This window comes from Actinophytocola oryzae (genome assembly GCF_004364325.1).
Taxonomy (GTDB): Bacteria; Actinomycetota; Actinomycetes; order Mycobacteriales; family Pseudonocardiaceae; genus Actinophytocola; species Actinophytocola oryzae.
Window position 1 is genome coordinate 519,111 of record NZ_SOCP01000004.1, and the last position, 16,987, is coordinate 536,097.

Sequence of the window (16,987 nt, forward strand, 5' to 3'; positions counted from 1 at the left end):
GATGCTAACCATGGGCACCGACACTCATTCGAGCCAGCGGGCCACCGCGCCGGTGAACTCCTCCGGGGCCTCCATCGGCGGCAGGTGGCCCGCGCCCGCGAGCGTCACGACCTCGGCCTTCGGCATGAGCGCGGCCAGGGCGTCGGCCTCCTCGGCGGGGATCAGCGTGTCCTGCTCGCCACGGACGATCAGGGTCGGCACGTCCGCGCCGCGCAGCAGGTCCGACGAGTCCGGCCGCGCACCCATGGCCCGCTGTGCCCACGCGATCGTCGCGCCGTCCTGTTCGGACACCAACGTCCGCACGGCGGCCACGACGTCCGGGCGCCGCTCGTGGGTCTCGGCGCCGAGCAGGGCGGGCAGCATCGCGTCGGCGACGAACCCGGCGCCCTCCTGCTCCGCGCGGGCGGCCATGGTCTCGCGGTTGGCGCGACCGGCCTCGGTGTCCGCCGTGGCCCGGCCCGAGACCAGCACCAGGCCCGCGACCAGCTCTGGCGCGGTCCGCAGGACCGACATGGCCACGTAGCTGCCCATCGAGCAGCCGCCGACCAGCGCACGTCTGCCGTCCAGCAGCTCGACGACGTCGGCGGCGACCGTGTCGAGATCGGGTGCGTCGGTGCCGAGCGGGGTGCCGCCGAAGCCGCGTTGGTCGGGGGTGAGCAGCTCCACGTGCTCGGCGACGCCCACCTCGTCCCACATCCGGTGGTCCAGCGGGAACGCGTGGAGCAGCACGAGCGGTGTGTCGGGAAAGCGCATGTTTCCCATCCAAGCAGGGTTCAGCGCCTGCGGCGTCGTCGTGGCGTGCTGTGCTCGTCGTCCGGTTCGAGTGGGATGTGCGGCTCGTCGTCGCTGTTCACCAGGCCGAGCAGCTCGGCGGTGAAGTCCGCGAGGGACGACGGCGCCTCGTCACCCGCCCTGCGCAGGGCCGCCGACCGCAGCCGCGCGTAGCCGCGGACGGACACCGGGCGGCGGTGGCGCAGCACGTAGCCGGTCGCGCCGTCGAGCGCCTCGGACATCTCCAGGTCGACGAGCACCGTGCCGGGCCTGGCGACCGACGTGAGCCTGCTCGCGATGTTGACGACCGAGCCGTAGACGTCGCCGAAGCGGCTCAGCACCCGGCCGTAGGCGAGTCCCGACCGCAGTGCGGGCACGCTCGGGTCCTGCTCGGCGCGGGCCAGCAGCGTGAGGGCGATCTCGGCGCCGTCGGCGGGGGAGTCGGCGACGAACAGGACCTCGTCGCCGAGCATCTTCACGATCCGCCCGTGGTTCTCCGCGACCACCTCGGCGGCGAGTGCCTCGAAGCTCTCGACGACCGTGACCAGCTCCTTCTCGGTCGCGCGGCGGGTGAGCGAGGTGAAGCCGACCATGTCCGCGAAGCCGACGACCTGCCTGACCTCGTCGACCTCGGCCGCGTCGGTCGAGACGAGCACGCGGCCGGAGTACGCGGCGAGGTGGCGGCGCCACACGTAGTCCTGCAGCTGCTCGAGGTCCGGGGTGAGCTGCTCGACGAGCCGGGTGAGCTGGTGCTCGTCGCCGGCCAGCTCCGGGTTGGCGGCCAGCACGTCACGCAGCATGTGGACCTGGGACTCGGCCAGCCGGGACATGTGCTGGCCGATCATGCGGGCGGTGGAGGTGGCGAGCGAGGGGTCGAGGATGCCGTTCTGGATGAGCTGGGCGGTCAGGCGCAGGGCGTGGACGTCGCCGTCGGTGAACACGGCCGCGTCGTCGTCCTGTGTGGCGAAGCCGAGGGCCTGCCAGAGGGCGCTGGCCTGCTCAGCCGACACACCGGACAGCTCCGCGACCTGCGCACGCGTGTACTGCCTGCCGCCCCCGAGCAGGATCCCCTCGATCGCTTCCTCACTCACGATGGCTCGCTCCGCAGGCCGCGCTCACGTGGTGTGGACGATCAGCACGTCGACCTTCGACTTGCGGGCCGCTTCCGACGGGACGGACCCCAGGATGCGGCCGGCCAGCGTGTTGAGGCCCCTGTTGCCCACGACCAGCAGGTCGGCGTTGCGCTCCTCGACGACCCTCGTCAGCGTCGGGACCGGCTCGCCGTCCACCACGACCGTGTCGATCTTCGAGGCGCCCTGCTTCCTGGCGCGCTCGGTGGCCGTGCGGACGGAGTCCTCGGCGGGGCTCGAGCCGACCACCTGGTAGGCCACGTCCTCGCCGAGCTGGTCGGCCGCGCGGGTGACGTCCTCCTGGCGTGCCGGGTGGTAGGCACACGCGATGACCAGCGTCGCGCCGGAGTCGCTCGCGATCTGTGCCGCCCGGTCGACGGCGAGGTAGGACGAGTCGGAGCCGTCAGTGCCGACGACCACGGTCTGGTAAGCCGTCATGGGTCCTCCCTTAGCTACTCGCGCGTAAACTTACCGTGGTCGGCGCGACTTTCGCACGGTGATGCCACGTCCTTTTCCCGCCAGATCATCCGGCCCGGCGACGGCAGTCTTGGGGCATGAGCGAGTACGTGATCCACCCATTGACCGAGCGCGGCGCGGACGGAGTCGTGGTGACCGCCACCGGTAGCGGCGAACCGCTCCGCTGCTGCCTGCGCGACGCCGAGGCGGGAGAGGAGATCCTGCTGTTCAACTACACGCCGCCCCTGCCGGACGGGGCGAGCCCCTTCGCGGAGCGGGGCGGGCTGTACACGCACATCGGCGACTGCGACGGCCCGGTCTCGACGACCTCGTACCCGCCCGCGTGGATGGGCAGGCCGCAGGCGCTGCGGGCCTACGACGCGCGTGGCTGGATCCACCCGTCGACCCACGTGCACGACGGGACCGACCCGGACGGGGCGATCGCGACCGTGCTGGCAAATCCCGAGGTGGTCGAGGTGCACAGCCGCAACCTCGCGTACGGCTGCTACATGTTCCGGGTGACGCGCGCCTGACCTACTCGCCGATGTCCTCGTACCAGAGGTCGGGGTGCGCGGCGACGAAGTCCGTCATCAACCCCACGCACGTGGCGTCGTCGACGATCTCGACGCGCACGCCGTGCTCGGCGAGCCAGTCGTGGCCGCCGGTGAACGTCGTCGACTCGCCGACGACCACGTGCGGGATGGCGAACTGGCGGACCAGACCACTGCAGTACCAGCACGGGGACAGCGTCGTCACCATGATCGTGTCGCGGTAGTGCCTGCGGCGGCCCGCGTCGCGGAAGGCCGCCGTCTCCGCGTGCATGGACGGGTCACCGTCCTGCACGCGGCGGTTGTGGCCGCGCCCGAGCAGCTCGCCGTCCGAGGTGAACAGGGCGGCGCCGATGGGGATGCCACCCTCGGCGAGACCCAGACGGGCCTCCTCGACGGCGACCGCCAGCAGCTCACCGACGACAGGACTCACCTGGCGATGCGTTTCGTCGCCGCGTCCGCGCCGTTCTGCGTGACCGGGACCTCGTCAGTGGCACCCGCGGACTCCCACGTGGCCTTCGGTGGCCCGGGGAGTGGATTGCGGTCGCGTGGCGCCGGGGTCGGCTTCGCACCCGCCTCCGCCGCGTCGGCCAGCTCGTCGGGCAGCGGCTCGAAGGCGGGCACCGCGTTGTCCAGGTACGCGTGGGCGTCCACCACCAGCTCGCGTGCCGAGGTGAGCTGCTCGGCCACCTTCGCACGCAGCTTGCGCAGTGCGGCGACCCGCTGTGCCGCGTGGTTGATGCGGCGGTTGGCCTCGTCGGTCGCCTCGCGGACGCGCCGGTTCGCCTCGTCACCCGCCTCCTGCAGCCGGGCCGTGGCCTCCGTCACGGCCTCGTGGCGCCTGCGGTTGGCCTCCTCCGTCGCCTCGCGGACCCGGCGCTCGGCCTCGGACTTCGACGTCGCCTCCTGCTCGGCGAGCGCACGCATGGACTCCGTGCGCCGCGACGCCATCGCGATCTCGAAGTCCTCCTCGACCTGCCTGCGGCGCGTCTCCGCGGCGATCTCCGCCGCCTCGGCCTCCGCCTTCGCCTTGGCCACGACCTCGGCCGCGTCGGCCTCCGCCTTCTCGATCACACCGCGATGTTCTTTCTCCATCGCGATCTGACGCTCGTCGAGGGCGCGCAGCCTGGCCTCGTGCTTGCCGCGCAGCTCGTCGGCCTCCGCCTCCGCCTTGGCACGCGTGTGGTCGGCCTCGGCGGTGGCCTTGGCCCGCATCTCCTCGCACTCCTCCTGCGTGAGGCGGAGCATGCGCTGCAGGCGCTCGGAAAGGCCCTCGAGCGTGGTCGGCGGCTGGGCGAGCCGCTCGACCTGCTTGTTCAGGTCGTCGATGGTCGTGCGGGCCAGCTCCAGCTGGGAGGTCAGCTCACCTGCCTGTGCCGCCGCCGCGTTGCGGTCGGCGGCAAGGATCTTCAGCTGGCTGTCCAGCTGCTCGAGGTGCTCCTCCACCTGCATTCGACTGTAGCCACGCTTGGTGATGTCGAAGCCGGCTCCCAGAGGTACAAGATCACGTTCTTCGCCCAGCGCCATGGGGCCACGCTACCTTGCCTCGGGCCTCCGCATCTGTCGTGGCTTCGGTTCAGACACCGCGAAAACGGTTGATCGCCGAAAGATGTTGCTCTCGCAACTGGGAATCCCGCACACCGAGCCCCTCCTCCGGTGCGAGGCACAACACACCGACCTTGCCCTGGTGTTTGTTCTTGTGCACCTCGAAGGCGGCCTGTCCGGTGTCCTCCAGCGAGTACACACCGGACAGTGTGGGGTGGATCTTTCCCTTGGCGATCAAGCGGTTCGCCTCCCACGCCTCGCGGTAGTTCGCGAAGTGCGAGCCGATGATCTTCTTGAGGTTCATCCACAGGTAGCGGTTGTCGTACTGGTGCAGGAAGCCACTCGTCGACGCGCACGTCACCACCGTGCCGCCCCGTTTCGCGACGAAGACACTCGCCCCGAACGTCTCCCTGCCAGGGTGTTCGAACACGATGTCCGGGTCGTCGCCGCCGGTCAGCTCGCGGATGCGGGCGCCGAAACGCTTCCACTCCTTCGGGTCCTGCGTGTGCTCGTCCTTCCAGAACCGGAAACCCTCCGCGTTGCGGTCGATGATCAGCTCGGCGCCCATCTTCCGGCACATCTCCGCCTTCTGCGGGCTGGAAACCACGCAGACCGGCGTCGCGCCGCCGTTCACCGCGAACTGCGTCGCGTACGAACCGAGTCCGCCGGAGGCGCCCCAGACGAGCACCGTGTCGCCCTGCTTCATGCCCGCGCCGTTGCGGGAGACCAGCTGCCGGTACGCGGTCGAGTTCACGAGCCCTGGACAGGCGGCCTCCTCCCACGACAGGTGGCGCGGCTTGGGCATCAGCTGGTTCGACTTGACCAGCGCCAGCTCCGCCAGCCCGCCGAAGTTCGTCTCGAAACCCCAGATCCGCTGCTCCGGGTCCAGCATCGTGTCGTTGTGGCCGTCCGGGTGCTCCAGCTCGACGTTCAGGCAGTGCGCGACGACCTCGTCGCCCGGCTGCCAGGCGTTCACGCCGGGACCCGTGCGCAACACCACGCCGGCCAGGTCGGAGCCGACCACGTGGTAGGGCTGGTCGTGCCGCTTGGCCAACGGTGAGGTCCTGCCGTAGCGGCGCAGGAACCCGAACGTGTCCATCGGCTCGAAGATCGACGTCCACACCGTGTTGTAGTTGATCGCGCTCGCCATCACGGCCACCAGCGCCTCGCCGGGCCCCAGCTCCGGCGTTGGCACGTCGTCGACGTGGAGCGACTCGCGGGGATCCTTGTCGGCGTGCTCGCGGCCGGAGAACATCTCGACCTCGTCGGCGTGCACGGTCACCCCGCGGTAGGACTCAGGCAGCGGCAGCGAGCCGACTTCGGCCAGGTCACCAGCGAGGATGGCGTCGAGAATCTTCTGCATGCCGGTCGACGCTACCGGCCAGTAACGTTTCAGAACCAGCGCCGCGAGAGCTGGGTCACTCGTTTGGGCAAATGTGACCCAGGAGATGTCCCACAATGTTGACCGGCCGGCCAACCAAGGCGCATCCTGCGAAGTAGAGGCATCACTGACACGGAGGTGGTCTCGATGGCAGGAACAGTCCGGCCGTGGACCCGGCCCTACGACTGGGCCGAGGTCGTGCTGGGTGTCGTCGCTCTTCTGTCCTTCCTGTGGACGGACACGAACGACGCCGCGATGTGGACGATGATCGTGCTGGGTGCGCTCGTCGCGCTCGACGGGCTGGCGTCGCTCGCGGTTCCCGGCCAGGCGGTCAGCGAGGGAGTCCAGGTCGTGCTCGGCGTGCTCATGTTCATCTCGCCATGGGTGATGGGGTACACCGAGTTCAACGGGATCTCGTGGTCGTCCTGGATCATCGGCGCGCTGACCCTGATCGCGGGCGCGGTCGCCCTGCCGGCCGCACAGGCGGCACACCGGTCCGGGACCGGTATCGCCGGCCAGCACTGACAGGATTCATCACGGAAGCGCGGTCCACGCGTGGCCTTTCCGGGTTACGTTTGTGGGCCGCGCGCCTTGTCGCACGGAAAGGGGCAGACCGTGATGCGCAGAACCGGCAAGAAGGACGACCCGTCCGCGCGGGAGCGCATCCTGGTCGCCGCCGAGGAGCTGTTCGCCGAGTCCGGCTTCGACGCGACGCCGACGTCGCGGATCGCGGCGCTCGCGAAGGTGCCGAAGGGTCTGGTGCACTACTACTTCCAGCGCAAGCAGGACCTGCTGGAGGCGTTGGTGGAGCGTCTGCCCGACGAGCACATCGAGCAGTCCCGGGTGGTCGTGCCCGGCGACGTCGCCGCGTCACTGCGCAGGTTGGTCGCCGAGTTGGACAAACGCAACCGCGCCTCGACCCTGTTGTCGCACCTGCTGTGGCGCGAGGCGGACACGCACCCGTCGGTGAAGGAGGCGCTGCAGGCCCGCTTCACCACGGTCGTCGACCAGGTCCGCACGGTCATCGAGGCGGCGAGCACCGGCACACTGCCCTCGGCCGACGTGAACACGGCGGCGGACCTGTTGGCGCTGGCGGTCAGCTACCGCCACTCGGTGGCCCGCTACGCCGAGACCGACGACACCATGGACCGCGAGGTCGAGTTCATCGCTGGTGCGCTGGCGAATCCTTCGCCGGTTCCACCAGCTCGATGAGGACGCCCCCGGCGTCCTTGGGGTGGACGAAGTTCACCCGGCTGTTGGACGTGCCGGGCCTCGGCTCGTCGTAGAGGACACGCAGACCCTTGGCGCGCAACGACTCCATGGCCGCCTCGATGTCGGTCACGCGGTAGGCGAGCTGCTGGAGACCCGGGCCCTTGCGGTCGATGAACTTGCCGATGGTCGTGTCCGGGCCGAGTGGCGCGAGCAGCTGCACCTGCGCGCCCGTGCCGTCGTCGCCCGGTGCGCGCATCATCGCCTCGTGCGTGCCCTGGCCCTCGTTGACCTCGGAGTGGGTCAGCTCGAGGCCGAGCGTGTCCCGGTAGAAGGCGATCGCCGCGTCGAGGTCGGGTACCGCGATGCCCACGTGGTCGATGGCGGTGACGAACGGCTTCAGTGCGTCCATCCGACAACCATACGGCGCCTGACCGATCCCGTGACCTGGGGATGTGCAAGTGCTCACACACTGGAGGGTCACTCGCCCTACCAACGGGTAACGTGAAGTGCTGACCCGATTTTCTTGGAGGCACGCTGTGTCTGGATCCGTCATCGTCGCCGGGGCACGCACCCCCATCGGCCGGTTGCTCGGCTCCCTGCGGGACTTCTCCGGGGCGCAGCTCGGCGGCATCGCCATCAGGGCGGCGCTCGAGCGGGCCGGGGTCGCGCCGGAACAGGTCGAGTACACGATCATGGGACAGGTGCTCACCGCGGGCGCGGGCCAGATCCCCGCCCGGCAGGCCGCCGTCGCGGCAGGCATCCCCATGGACGTGCCCGCGCTGACCATCAACAAGGTCTGCCTGTCCGGTCTGGACGCGATCGCGCTGGCCGACCAGCTCATCCGCGCGGGCGAGTTCGAGATCGTGGTGGCAGGCGGCCAGGAGTCGATGACCCAGGCGCCCCACCTGCTGCCGAAGTCGCGGGCGGGCTTCAAGTACGGCGACGTCACCATGCTCGACCACATGGCACACGACGGCCTGTTCTGCGCGTTCGACCAGGTCGCGATGGGTGCGTCGACCGAGAAGCACAACGCCCGCTACGGCGTGACCCGCGAGGAGCAGGACGCGTTCTCGGCGCGTTCGCACCAGCGTGCGGCCGAGGCCATCGAGAAGGGTCTGTTCGCCGACGAGATCACGCCGGTGTCGATCCCGCAGCGCAAGGGCGACCCGGTCGTGTTCGACACGGACGAGGGCGTGCGTGGCGACACGACGGTCGAGACGCTCGGCAGGCTGCGGCCCGCGTTCGCGTCCGACGGGACGATCACGGCGGGCTCGTCGTCGCAGATCTCCGACGGGGCGGCGGCGGTGGTCGTGATGAGCAAGGCCAAGGCCGAGCAGCTCGGGCTGGAGTGGCTGGCGGAGATCGGCGCGCACGGGGTCGTGGCCGGGCCGGACGCGAGCCTGCACGAGCAGCCGTCGAACGCGATCAGGGCAGCGCTCGCCAAGGGCGGGTACTCGGTGTCCGACCTGTCCCTCGTGGAGATCAACGAGGCGTTCGCCGCGGTCGGCGTGGTGTCGACCAAGCAGCTCGGCCTCAGCGAGGACATCGTCAACGTCAACGGCGGCGCGATCGCCCTCGGTCACCCGATCGGGGCATCGGGGGCGCGGCTGGCGGTGCACCTGGCCTACGAGCTGCGTCGTCGTGGCGGCGGTCTCGGGGTCGCCGCGCTCTGCGGTGGCGGCGGACAGGGCGACGCCCTGCTGCTCCGTGTCTGAGCAGAGCGTGCGGAGCGAACGATCAACACGGACATCGAGGAGCTGGTCGGGCAGGCCCGTGCCGGGAAGGCGCGGGCCATTGCCCGCCTGATCTCACTCGTCGAGGACGACAGCCCCGACCTGCGTGCGGTGGCGGCCGCGTTGTCGCCGCTGACCGGCAGGGCGCGGGTGCTGGGGCTCACCGGGCCGCCGGGGGTGGGGAAGTCGACGTCCACGTCGATGCTCGTGTCGGCGTTCCGGTCGCGGGGCCTGCGTGTCGGGGTGCTGGCGATCGACCCGTCGTCGCCGTTCTCGGGCGGGGCACTGCTCGGTGACCGCATCCGGATGCACAGCCACACGGTGGACGCCGGCGTGTTCATCCGTTCCATGGCCACCAGGGGTGCGCTCGGCGGGCTCGCCACGGCGACCCCGCAGGCGGTGCGGGTGCTCGACGCGGCGGGATTCGACGTGGTCCTCGTGGAGACCGTCGGGGTCGGACAGTCCGAAGTGGACATCGTGGCGCTCGCGGACACCACGGTCGTGTTGCTGGCGCCGGGGATGGGCGACGGGATCCAGGCGGCGAAGGCCGGGATCCTGGAGGTCGCCGACGTGTTCGTGGTGAACAAGGCGGACCGCGACGGCGCGGACCAGACGGTCAGGGACCTGAAGCACGCGATGTCGCTCGGGCGGCGGGAGTCCGGGCCGTCGTGGCGGCAGCCGATCGTGCGGACGGTCGCGACGACCGGTGAGGGCGGTGCCGACCTGCTCACCGCGCTCGACGGGCACCACGAGTGGCTCGTCGCGCACGGGGAGCTGGCGGAGCGGCGGGTCCGGCGGGCCGCGCGGGAGATCGAGGCCATCGCGGTGACGGCGCTGCGTGCCAGGCTCGGCGGCTTGCGTGGTGGCGAGGCGTTGGGGAGGCTCGCGAAACGGGTCGTGACGGGGGAGACGGATCCCTACACGGCGGCCGACGAGCTGTCCGGCGGGGTCTGAGGTCCCGATCGTCGGTCGGGGCGGTGCCGCCTCCGGCCGGACCGCGGGTCGACTGCCGCCCGGCCGAAGGGGTTGCGCGGTCTCAGCTGACCGGTGGCCTGCACCGGATCGCGGCGACATCACCATCCACTGTGGACTCACCGGCCGCATGCGGCACCGCGAAGGTGTCACCCTTCTCCAGCGGGATGTCGCCCGCCTTCTCCGTGTGCAGCACGCCCGTGCCGTCGAGGACGACCAGCACGCCGAACGACGCGTCCAGTGCCGCGCCGCCGGTCAGGCGCTCGGCCCGGAAGAAGTCGGGCTGGTCGAGCAGGTCCCCGGTGGCCGGCCCCCGGTGGACCAGCTCGTCGAGCCGGTGGGCCCAGCCGTGCCGGTCGACGCAGCCGAGCGCCTTCTCGAAGCCGATGCCGAGGTGGGCGCCTGCCTCGTCGTCGAGGAAGCCCTGCCACTCCAGCGTGACCGACAGGTCGGTCGGCTGCTGCAACTCGACGATGAAGATGCCCGCACCGATCGCGTGCGGCACCCCGGCAGGCACGAACACCGTGTCGCCGGTGCTGACCCGGACCGGGTTCAGCGCCTCGAGCATGGCGGCGGAGTCCTGCCTGGCGACCCAGTCCGCGACGGTGTCGGCGTCCCGGTCCTCGGCGAACCCGATGTGGACCGTCGAGCCCTCCTCGGCGCCGACGACGATCCACGCCTCGGTCTTGCCGTAGCGGGACCCGTAGTGCGCGGCGGCGAACTCGTCGGAGGGATGGCAGTGCACGGGGAGGCGCTGTCCGGCGTCGAGCAGCTTCACGAGCAGCGCGGTGTCGGCGCCGTAGGCCCGCACGTGCGCGTCGCCGAGCCAGTTGCCCGGCGCCGAGGCCACGGCGTCGCGCAGGAGCGTGCCGTCGGGCAGCGTGGTGAGCCCGTCGGCACGTTCACCGTGGAGCGTGGTGCACGAGGCGACCCAGTCCTCCGGCCCGAACTCCTTCGGTTCGTCGCCACGCAGCGCCGCGATGGCCGCGCCGCCCCGGTAGAAGCGGGGCGGCTGGTTGGCGGGCAGGCGAACAGGGGTGAGGCCGTCGTTCATGGTGGTGTCTCTCCAGATCCGCGGGGGATGAGGCGTGCGGGCAGCACGATGCGGCGGGGCGGCTCGCGGTCGCCGTCGAGCCGTCTGAACAGCAGCTCGGCGGCGGCGTTGCCGAGCTCGGCCGGGTCGAGGGAGACCACGGTGACCGGCGGGTCGAGCAGGTCGGCCAGCTCGAAGTCGTCGAAGCCGACGAGCGCGGGCCGCCACGTGCCCCCGGCCAGTGCCCGCAGGACGAGCACGGTGATCCGGTTGTTGCCGGTGACCACGGCCGTGGCCCGTGCCAGCAGCGCGGCGACCGACCGCTCGGTGTGCGGGCCCATGGCGACGAGCCGTTCGTCGAAGGGGATCCCCGCCCTGGCGCACCCCTCCCGGAACCCGGTGAGGCGCTCGCAGGCGGTGAAGATCGACGGCGCGTCGCCGAGGAACGCGATCCGCGAGTGCCCGTGCGCCGCGAGGTGCGCGACGGCCGTGGCGGCGCCGCCGCCGTTGTCGACGAGCACGGTGTCGGCGGCCACGTCCCCCGGTGGCCGGTCCGCGAACACGACCGGCATCCCGGAGGCGATCTCCGGCGTGAGGTACCCGTGCCTGCGCCCGGCGGGGATGATGATCAACCCGTCGACCCGCCGCGCGCAGAACTCGAGCGCCAGCTCCCGCTCCCGCCCCGGGTCCTCGTCGGACGACCCGGTGAGCACCTGTCGCCCGAACCGCCGCGCGACCTTCTCCGCGGCGCGGGTGAGCCCCGAGAAGAAGGGGTTGGCGACGTCCTCGAGCACAAGCCCGATCGTGCCGGTAGATGATCCGCGCCGCAGGTTGAGCGCACCGACGTTGCGCCGGAACCCGAGCCGCTCGATGGCGGCGAGCACCCGCTCCGCGGTGTCGGCGTGCACCCCGGGCTCGGCGTTGACGACCCGGGAGACGGTCTTGATGCTGACGCCCGCCAACCGCGCGACGTCGTTCATGGTCGCCCGTCGGGGCATCCTGCCGCTGGGCGTAGACAACGTTGTCATGGTGAGGACATGACACCCGTGGCGGCGGCCGGTTGTCAAACCGACAAGGTTGTCATCGCGGACACGCGGTTCGGCGAACGGCGACCGGATCGCGTCGGACCGGCCGCCGCCCGCCTGATGGTGGCTGGTGCCTGGTGCGCGCCGGCTGCGGGTAGCCCGCGCGCACCAGGTTCTTTCACCGGCCGGGATCGCTGCCTCGCCCTGGGCGGCGGGAGCACCGGGCAGCGTCCGGTCGGGCCCTTCCCCGGGTCAGTAGCCTGTGTCGGCGCTTGGCGGCGACTCCGGGGAAGACGGCACTGGGGCCGTCGACTTGCAGCCTTCCTTCTCGACCACGAACCACACTCCGCCGAAGCCGTGTCCGTTGGTCTGTCCGGGTTTCTCGTCCTTGGCAAACGAGTACACCGGCCAGCCCCCGACGGTGACCTGCTTCGACCCGTCCGGCCGGAGGACAGTGCCCACCAGAGCCGGATCAACACCTCTGACGGCCACCTCGGTGGTCGTCAGCAGTGGCGGCCAGTCGACCGCACACTGACCGTCGCAGCGGGACTGCGACGGAGCCTTGTCATCCTTCGTGAAGAGGTACAGCGTGCGACCGTCCTGGTCGGTCAGCGCGTTGCCGAAGCCCGGGATGTCCGTCGACACCACCGCTGTCGGTTTCGCGGGCGCACCCGCCTTGGTGCCCAGCGGGGTCACGGCGTACCACGCGTCCTGCAGGCCCTGCCCGGTCGCCTCGCCCCTGGTCGTGTCGCCGGAGTACGTGTAGACCGGCCAGCCGCCGACCGTCACCTGCGTGGTGCCGTCGGGACGGGTCACCGTGCCCAGGAGATCGCGGTCCACACCGGCGCTGAGGACGTCGCTCCCCAGGAGCGGCGGCCACTTCGTCGCGCACGCGTCGACGCACGTCGAGGTCGGCGGGTTCTTGCTGTCGTTGGTGAACAGGTACAGGGTCCGACCATCCTGGTCGGTCAACACCGTGCCGAGCCCGGCGACGCCCGCCGTGTTCAGCGACACGGACGCCTGCTGTGCCTGTCCCGCGGGCGCGGCCGCCGGCTCGATCAGCGTCGGAGGACCTGGCGCCGCGCCGCACCCCGTGAGCAGGGCCAGACCGGCGAACACCGGGACCACCAGACGCTTGCGCGACATGGACGGCATCCCTTCTGTCCGAAGTGGCCGGCGCGCTGGTCGTGCCGACCGGCTGCCATGAAAACGGATTCGCACCCGTTCCGGTTCACGCCCGGCTAGATTTCCCACCGTGACCCAAACCGCGATCGCCGTCGACGACGTGCGCAAGTCGTACGGCGACCTCAAGGCGGTGGACGGCGTGTCGTTCACCGTCGCCGAAGGGGAGTTCTTCGGCATCCTCGGACCCAACGGCGCCGGTAAGACCACCACGCTGGAAATCATCGAGGGACTGCGCGAACCGGACGCGGGAACCGTGCACCTGCTCGGCACCTCGCCGTGGCCACGCGACACCGCGCTGCTGCCACGCATCGGCGTACAGCTGCAGGCCACCGCGTTCTTCGACAAGCTCACCGCACGCGAACAGCTGCACACCTTCGCCGCCCTGTACGGCGTCGGCGCAGGCCGCGTCGACGAGATGCTGGAGCTGGTCGGGCTCGCGGACAAGGCGAACACGCGTGAGGACAGGCTGTCCGGCGGCCAGCGCCAGCGGCTGTCGATCGCGTGCGCGCTCGTCCACGACCCGGACATCGTGTTCCTCGACGAGCCGACCGCCGCGCTCGACCCGCAGGCACGCCGCAACCTGTGGGACGTCCTGCGTGCCATCCAGGAGCGCGGCAAGACGATCCTCTACACGACCCACTACCTCGACGAGGCCGAGATCCTCTGCGACCGGGTCGCGATCATGGACAACGGCAGGATCCTCGCGCTCGACGCGCCGGCCCGGCTCGTCCGCGGCCTCGACGCGCCGACCCGCGTCATCCTCGAGCGCGGCTCGCTCACCGCCGCCGACGCGAAGGCGTTACCCGGCGCGGACGACGTCAGCGAGGACGAGGTGTCGCTGACGATCTCCACCCGCGAGGCGGCGGACCTGCTCTCCGCGCTGGCCGACCGCCGCGCGCTCGCCGGGCTGCAGGTGCGCACGGCAACGCTGGAGGACGTCTTCCTCGACCTGACCGGACGGGAGTACCGCGCGTGACCGCGTTCAAGAGCCTCGCCACGGCGATGGTCAAGATCTTCTACCGGGACAAGGCGACGCTGTTCTTCACGTTCGTCTTCCCGCTCATGTTCCTGGTCATCTTCGGGCTGCTGTTCCGCGACGCCGGCGCGTCGCGGACCGAGATCGCCGTCGTCGGCGACGGCCCGGTGATCGCCGGGCTCCAGCAGACCGGCGCGCTGGAGCTGACCCACTTCAGGACGGTCGACGAGGCCGTCCAGAAGGTGCGCGACGGCGACCTGCCCGCGATGGTCGCGCAGGACGGCGACGAGGTCACCTACCGGTTCGCGCAGAGCGACCAGACGCAGGCGAGCATCGTCGGCGGGATCGTGCAGGGCGTGGTCAGCCACATGAACCAGCAGGCGACGGGGGAGCCGGAGAAGTACACGATCGACGCGAGCAACGTCGAGGACTCCTCGCTCAAGCCGATCCAGTACATCACCCCGGGCATCATGTCGTGGGGCGTCGCGGTGACGGCCGTGTTCGGTGCCGCGCTGACGCTCGTGAGCTGGCGCAAGAAGCAGGTGCTCCGGCGGATCCGGCTCGCACCGGTCGGTGCCACGACAGTGCTGACGGCGCGGGTCGTGGTGACCGTCGGCGTCGCGATCGTGCAGGTGATGGTGTTCATCGGGGTCGGACTGCTGCCGATCTTCGGCCTCCAGCTGACCGGCACGTGGTGGCTGTCGATCCCGGTGTTCCTGCTCGGCATCCTGGCGTTCTTCTCGATCGGCATGCTGGTCGGCGCGTTCTGCAAGACGGAGGAGGCGGCCACGGCGGCGGCGAACATCGTGGTGCTGCCCATGGCGTTCCTGTCCGGCACGTTCTTCCCGATCGACGCGGCCCCGCAGTGGCTGCGGACGGTGTCGCAGATCTTCCCGCTGCGGCACATGAACGACGGGATCACGGACTTCCTCGTCCGGGGCCAGGGCGCGAGCGCGCTGGTACTGCCCTGCGTCGTGCTGTCGGGCTTCGTCCTCGTCGTCGGCGCGATCGCGGCAAAAGTCTTCCAGTGGGAAGACGACTAGTTAGTCCTCGAAGTCGCCGACTGCTTTGCGGACCTTCGCCAGTAGTTCGGTGAGCTGCTCGGTCTGGCGCTCCGTGAGGCCGCGCAACCCGAAGTCGATCTCGGTGACGGCCTTGGTCGCGGCCTCACGGCGTTCCCGCCCGGCGACGGTGATCTCGGCGAGCGTGGTGCGCCGGTCGGTGGGGTGGGGGAGCCGCTTGACCAGTCCGTCGGCCTCGAGGCGGTCGACGATGTTGGTGACGCTCGTCGGGTGCAGTTGCAGGCGTTCACCCATGACCCGCATGGGCAGGCTGCCGCGTTTGGCGAACGTCAGCAGGACGAGTGCCTCGAAACGGGCGAACGTCAGGCCGTGCGGACGCAGCGCGGCGTCCACAGCGGACTGGAGCACCTGTTGGACGCGCATGATGCTGGTGACCGCGGCCATCGTGGTCGAGGGGCCGACCTGGTCCTCCCAAAGCTCAGCGGCACGGGAGATCGGGTCGAACGGCAAAGCACGCTGGCTCATGGCGCTTGAAGTTACCAGTCGGTACCGGCAGGGTGCCTTTCGCACATATTCCCTGGGACAGGAGTTCACGTGTTGGTCGCATTCAGCGTGGCCCCGGCGGGCGGCGAGTCGGACAGTGTCAGCGCGGCGGTGGCGGCGGCGGTCCGGGTGGTCCGCGAGAGCGGGTTGCCGTGCGAGACGAACGCCATGTTCACCAACGTCGAGGGCGAGTGGGACGAGGTGATGGCCGTGGTCAAGCAGGCCGTCGACGTCGTGGCGGCCAGTGCGCCGAGGGTGTCGCTGGTGCTGAAGGCCGACATCCGGCCCGGCTACACGGGTCAGCTGACGGCGAAGGTGGCGCGGATCGAGGCCCATCTGACCGAGGGCGGTGAAGGCTGACGCCGCGCCGGGCCCGTGGGGTGGGGCACTAACGCGGAGCAGCCCGACACGCCGGGGCGGGGCCGTGCCAGGATGGATATGTGACAAGGCCAGACCCACGCCAAACCGCGGCACTGTCGGCCGCCCTGTCCGGGGCGGTTGACCTGTCGGGCCTCAAGGCCCGCGCCGAGGCCGCCAGCAAGCCAACGCCCGCCGCCCCCGCGTCGTCGGACGGCACCCCGACCTCCGACAGCCCGTTCGTCATCGACGTCACCGAGGAGACGTTCCAGGCCGACGTCGTCGACCGGTCGCTCCAGGTGCCGGTCATCGTCGACCTGTGGGCCGAGTGGTGCGGCCCGTGCAAGCAGCTGTCGCCGGTGCTGGAACGCCTGGCCAAGGCCGCGAACGGCGCGTGGATCCTCGCCAAGGTCGACGTCGACGCCAACCCGCGCATCGCGCAGCTCTTCGGGGTCCAGTCGATCCCGACGGTCGTCGCCATCGCCGGCGGGCAGCCGGTGGAGGCGTTCGCGGGCGCACAGCCGGAGCCGCAGATCAAGCAGTGGCTGACCGCGCTGCTCGACGCGCTGCGCGACCGCCTGCCCGGCATCAGTGCCGCCGAGGCCGGCGCAGGCGAGGAGGCCGCCGAGCCGACCCCCGAGCCGGAGGACCCGCGCTTCGTGGCCGCGGAGGAGGCGTTCGAGTCCGGCGACTTCGAGACCGCGACCGCCGCCTACCAGAAGATCCTCGACGAGGAGCCCGCCAACGAGCAGGCGAAGGCGGCACTGGCGCAGGTGAGGTTCCTCGCCCGCGCCGAGGCGGCCGACCCCTCGGTCGTCGTCCGCGCGGACACCTCGCCCGAGGACGTCGACGCCCAGCTCTCCGCTGCCGACGTCGAGCTGGCCAACCAGCGGATCGAGCAGGCGTTCAAGCGGTTGCTCGACCTGATCCGCCGGACCGCCGGACCGGACCGGGACCGGGCACGGACGCACCTCGTCGAGCTGTTCGGGTTGTTCCCCGCCGAGGACCCGCTGGTGGCGAAGGCACGCAGGGACCTGGCCAGCGCACTGTTCTGACGGAGCAAGCGAGAAGGCCGCGGTCAGGGCTCCTGACCGCGGC

At 70.8% G+C, this 16,987-nt stretch carries 20 protein-coding genes; 9 read left to right on the forward strand and 11 right to left on the reverse strand.

What is annotated here, in order from left to right:
• Window positions 1-24 precede the first annotated feature (24 nt).
• The 3 genes from CLV71_RS13400 to CLV71_RS13410 are packed head-to-tail and all read right to left on the reverse strand — an operon-like array spanning window position 25 to window position 2,339.
• Entirely contained in the window at window positions 25-762 is a 738-nt protein-coding gene (locus tag CLV71_RS13400) for an alpha/beta fold hydrolase (RefSeq protein ID WP_133903023.1), read from the reverse strand.
• A gap of 11 nt (window positions 763-773) precedes the next feature.
• Entirely contained in the window at window positions 774-1,862 is a 1,089-nt protein-coding gene (locus tag CLV71_RS13405; RefSeq protein ID WP_166664076.1) for an adenylate/guanylate cyclase domain-containing protein, read from the reverse strand.
• A gap of 24 nt (window positions 1,863-1,886) precedes the next feature.
• Entirely contained in the window at window positions 1,887-2,339 is a 453-nt protein-coding gene (locus CLV71_RS13410) for a universal stress protein (protein ID WP_133903024.1), read from the reverse strand.
• Window positions 2,340-2,455: 116 nt separating this feature from the next.
• Here CLV71_RS13410 and CLV71_RS13415 point away from each other — a divergent pair, with 116 nt between their 5' ends.
• Window positions 2,456-2,890 (forward strand): DUF1203 domain-containing protein, encoded by a 435-nt coding sequence (locus CLV71_RS13415; RefSeq protein WP_133903025.1) that lies wholly within the window; start codon window positions 2,456-2,458, stop codon window positions 2,888-2,890.
• Between the two features lies 1 nt (window position 2,891).
• On the opposite strand, the gene CLV71_RS13420 is transcribed toward CLV71_RS13415, so the two are convergent.
• The 3 genes from CLV71_RS13420 to ccrA are packed head-to-tail and all read right to left on the reverse strand — an operon-like array spanning window position 2,892 to window position 5,813.
• Window positions 2,892-3,338 carry a nucleoside deaminase gene (locus CLV71_RS13420; RefSeq protein WP_243866414.1) on the reverse strand — a complete coding sequence of 149 codons (447 nt, stop codon included), beginning with the start codon at window positions 3,336-3,338 and terminating at the stop codon, window positions 2,892-2,894.
• On the reverse strand, window positions 3,335-4,432 hold the full coding sequence (locus CLV71_RS13425; RefSeq protein WP_243866415.1) for a coiled-coil domain-containing protein: 1,098 nt from the start codon (window positions 4,430-4,432) through the stop codon (window positions 3,335-3,337). The genes CLV71_RS13420 and CLV71_RS13425 overlap by 4 nt, the downstream gene beginning before the upstream one ends.
• A gap of 49 nt (window positions 4,433-4,481) precedes the next feature.
• The gene (ccrA, locus tag CLV71_RS13430) at window positions 4,482-5,813 is read right to left on the reverse strand and encodes a crotonyl-CoA carboxylase/reductase (RefSeq protein WP_133903026.1); all 1,332 of its coding nucleotides are present in this window, start codon (window positions 5,811-5,813) and stop codon (window positions 4,482-4,484) included.
• Window positions 5,814-5,978: 165 nt separating this feature from the next.
• Between ccrA and CLV71_RS13435 the strand changes: the two genes are divergently transcribed.
• Window positions 5,979-6,356 carry an SPW repeat protein gene (locus CLV71_RS13435; RefSeq protein ID WP_133903027.1) on the forward strand — a complete coding sequence of 126 codons (378 nt, stop codon included), beginning with the start codon at window positions 5,979-5,981 and terminating at the stop codon, window positions 6,354-6,356.
• A 93-nt stretch (window positions 6,357-6,449) separates the two neighbouring features.
• Complete coding sequence (locus tag CLV71_RS13440; RefSeq protein WP_133903276.1) at window positions 6,450-7,043, forward strand: TetR/AcrR family transcriptional regulator; 594 nt, start codon at window positions 6,450-6,452, stop codon at window positions 7,041-7,043.
• Here CLV71_RS13440 and mce read toward each other — a convergent pair.
• On the reverse strand, window positions 6,994-7,452 hold the full coding sequence (mce, locus tag CLV71_RS13445) for a methylmalonyl-CoA epimerase (RefSeq protein WP_133903028.1): 459 nt from the start codon (window positions 7,450-7,452) through the stop codon (window positions 6,994-6,996). The two genes, CLV71_RS13440 and mce, sit on opposite strands and share 50 nt — an antisense overlap.
• A 127-nt stretch (window positions 7,453-7,579) precedes the next feature.
• Between mce and CLV71_RS13450 the strand changes: the two genes are divergently transcribed.
• Both CLV71_RS13450 and meaB read left to right on the forward strand, forming a co-directional pair.
• Window positions 7,580-8,758 (forward strand): acetyl-CoA C-acetyltransferase, encoded by a 1,179-nt coding sequence (locus tag CLV71_RS13450; protein WP_133903029.1) that lies wholly within the window; start codon window positions 7,580-7,582, stop codon window positions 8,756-8,758.
• Window positions 8,759-8,779: 21 nt separating this feature from the next.
• Window positions 8,780-9,730 (forward strand): methylmalonyl Co-A mutase-associated GTPase MeaB, encoded by a 951-nt coding sequence (gene meaB / locus CLV71_RS13455; RefSeq protein ID WP_133903030.1) that lies wholly within the window; start codon window positions 8,780-8,782, stop codon window positions 9,728-9,730.
• Window positions 9,731-9,812: 82 nt separating this feature from the next.
• Here the strand turns inward: meaB and CLV71_RS13460 are convergent, their stop codons facing one another.
• The 3 genes from CLV71_RS13460 to CLV71_RS13470 form a co-directional block, all read right to left on the reverse strand.
• Window positions 9,813-10,802, reverse strand: a complete 990-nt coding sequence (locus CLV71_RS13460; RefSeq protein ID WP_133903031.1) for a class I mannose-6-phosphate isomerase — start codon at window positions 10,800-10,802, stop codon at window positions 9,813-9,815.
• Window positions 10,799-11,761 carry a LacI family DNA-binding transcriptional regulator gene (locus tag CLV71_RS13465; protein ID WP_133903032.1) on the reverse strand — a complete coding sequence of 321 codons (963 nt, stop codon included), beginning with the start codon at window positions 11,759-11,761 and terminating at the stop codon, window positions 10,799-10,801. The genes CLV71_RS13460 and CLV71_RS13465 overlap by 4 nt, the downstream gene beginning before the upstream one ends.
• A 297-nt stretch (window positions 11,762-12,058) precedes the next feature.
• Entirely contained in the window at window positions 12,059-12,952 is an 894-nt protein-coding gene (locus tag CLV71_RS13470) for an SCO0930 family lipoprotein (protein ID WP_133903033.1), read from the reverse strand.
• Window positions 12,953-13,061: 109 nt separating this feature from the next.
• Here CLV71_RS13470 and CLV71_RS13475 point away from each other — a divergent pair, with 109 nt between their 5' ends.
• Window positions 13,062-13,967: an ABC transporter ATP-binding protein gene (locus tag CLV71_RS13475; protein WP_133903034.1), complete on the forward strand. Its 906-nt coding sequence runs from the start codon at window positions 13,062-13,064 to the stop codon at window positions 13,965-13,967.
• Entirely contained in the window at window positions 13,964-15,010 is a 1,047-nt protein-coding gene (locus tag CLV71_RS13480) for an ABC transporter permease (RefSeq protein ID WP_243866416.1), read from the forward strand. The genes CLV71_RS13475 and CLV71_RS13480 overlap by 4 nt, the downstream gene beginning before the upstream one ends.
• Here CLV71_RS13480 and CLV71_RS13485 read toward each other — a convergent pair whose 3' ends face one another.
• Window positions 15,011-15,514 (reverse strand): MarR family winged helix-turn-helix transcriptional regulator, encoded by a 504-nt coding sequence (locus tag CLV71_RS13485; RefSeq protein WP_133903035.1) that lies wholly within the window; start codon window positions 15,512-15,514, stop codon window positions 15,011-15,013.
• A gap of 69 nt (window positions 15,515-15,583) precedes the next feature.
• Here CLV71_RS13485 and CLV71_RS13490 point away from each other — a divergent pair, with 69 nt between their 5' ends.
• Entirely contained in the window at window positions 15,584-15,892 is a 309-nt protein-coding gene (locus CLV71_RS13490) for an MTH1187 family thiamine-binding protein (protein ID WP_133903036.1), read from the forward strand.
• An 80-nt stretch (window positions 15,893-15,972) separates the two neighbouring features.
• Entirely contained in the window at window positions 15,973-16,944 is a 972-nt protein-coding gene (locus tag CLV71_RS13495; RefSeq protein ID WP_166664077.1) for a tetratricopeptide repeat protein, read from the forward strand.
• The last annotated feature ends 43 nt before the right edge of the window (window positions 16,945-16,987 follow it).

Coding starts and splice junctions, on each gene's coding strand:
- CLV71_RS13435 (WP_133903027.1), top strand. CDS start 5,979: ATGGCAGGAACAGTCCGGCCGTGGACCCGGCCCTACGACTGGGCCGAG.
- mce (WP_133903028.1), bottom strand. CDS start 7,452: ATGGACGCACTGAAGCCGTTCGTCACCGCCATCGACCACGTGGGCATC.
- CLV71_RS13485 (WP_133903035.1), bottom strand. CDS start 15,514: ATGAGCCAGCGTGCTTTGCCGTTCGACCCGATCTCCCGTGCCGCTGAG.
- CLV71_RS13465 (WP_133903032.1), bottom strand. CDS start 11,761: ATGAACGACGTCGCGCGGTTGGCGGGCGTCAGCATCAAGACCGTCTCC.
- CLV71_RS13415 (WP_133903025.1), top strand. CDS start 2,456: ATGAGCGAGTACGTGATCCACCCATTGACCGAGCGCGGCGCGGACGGA.
- CLV71_RS13425 (WP_243866415.1), bottom strand. CDS start 4,432: ATGGCGCTGGGCGAAGAACGTGATCTTGTACCTCTGGGAGCCGGCTTC.
- CLV71_RS13470 (WP_133903033.1), bottom strand. CDS start 12,952: ATGTCGCGCAAGCGTCTGGTGGTCCCGGTGTTCGCCGGTCTGGCCCTG.
- CLV71_RS13400 (WP_133903023.1), bottom strand. CDS start 762: ATGGGAAACATGCGCTTTCCCGACACACCGCTCGTGCTGCTCCACGCG.
- CLV71_RS13440 (WP_133903276.1), top strand. CDS start 6,450: ATGCGCAGAACCGGCAAGAAGGACGACCCGTCCGCGCGGGAGCGCATC.
- CLV71_RS13460 (WP_133903031.1), bottom strand. CDS start 10,802: ATGAACGACGGCCTCACCCCTGTTCGCCTGCCCGCCAACCAGCCGCCC.
- CLV71_RS13410 (WP_133903024.1), bottom strand. CDS start 2,339: ATGACGGCTTACCAGACCGTGGTCGTCGGCACTGACGGCTCCGACTCG.
- ccrA (WP_133903026.1), bottom strand. CDS start 5,813: ATGCAGAAGATTCTCGACGCCATCCTCGCTGGTGACCTGGCCGAAGTC.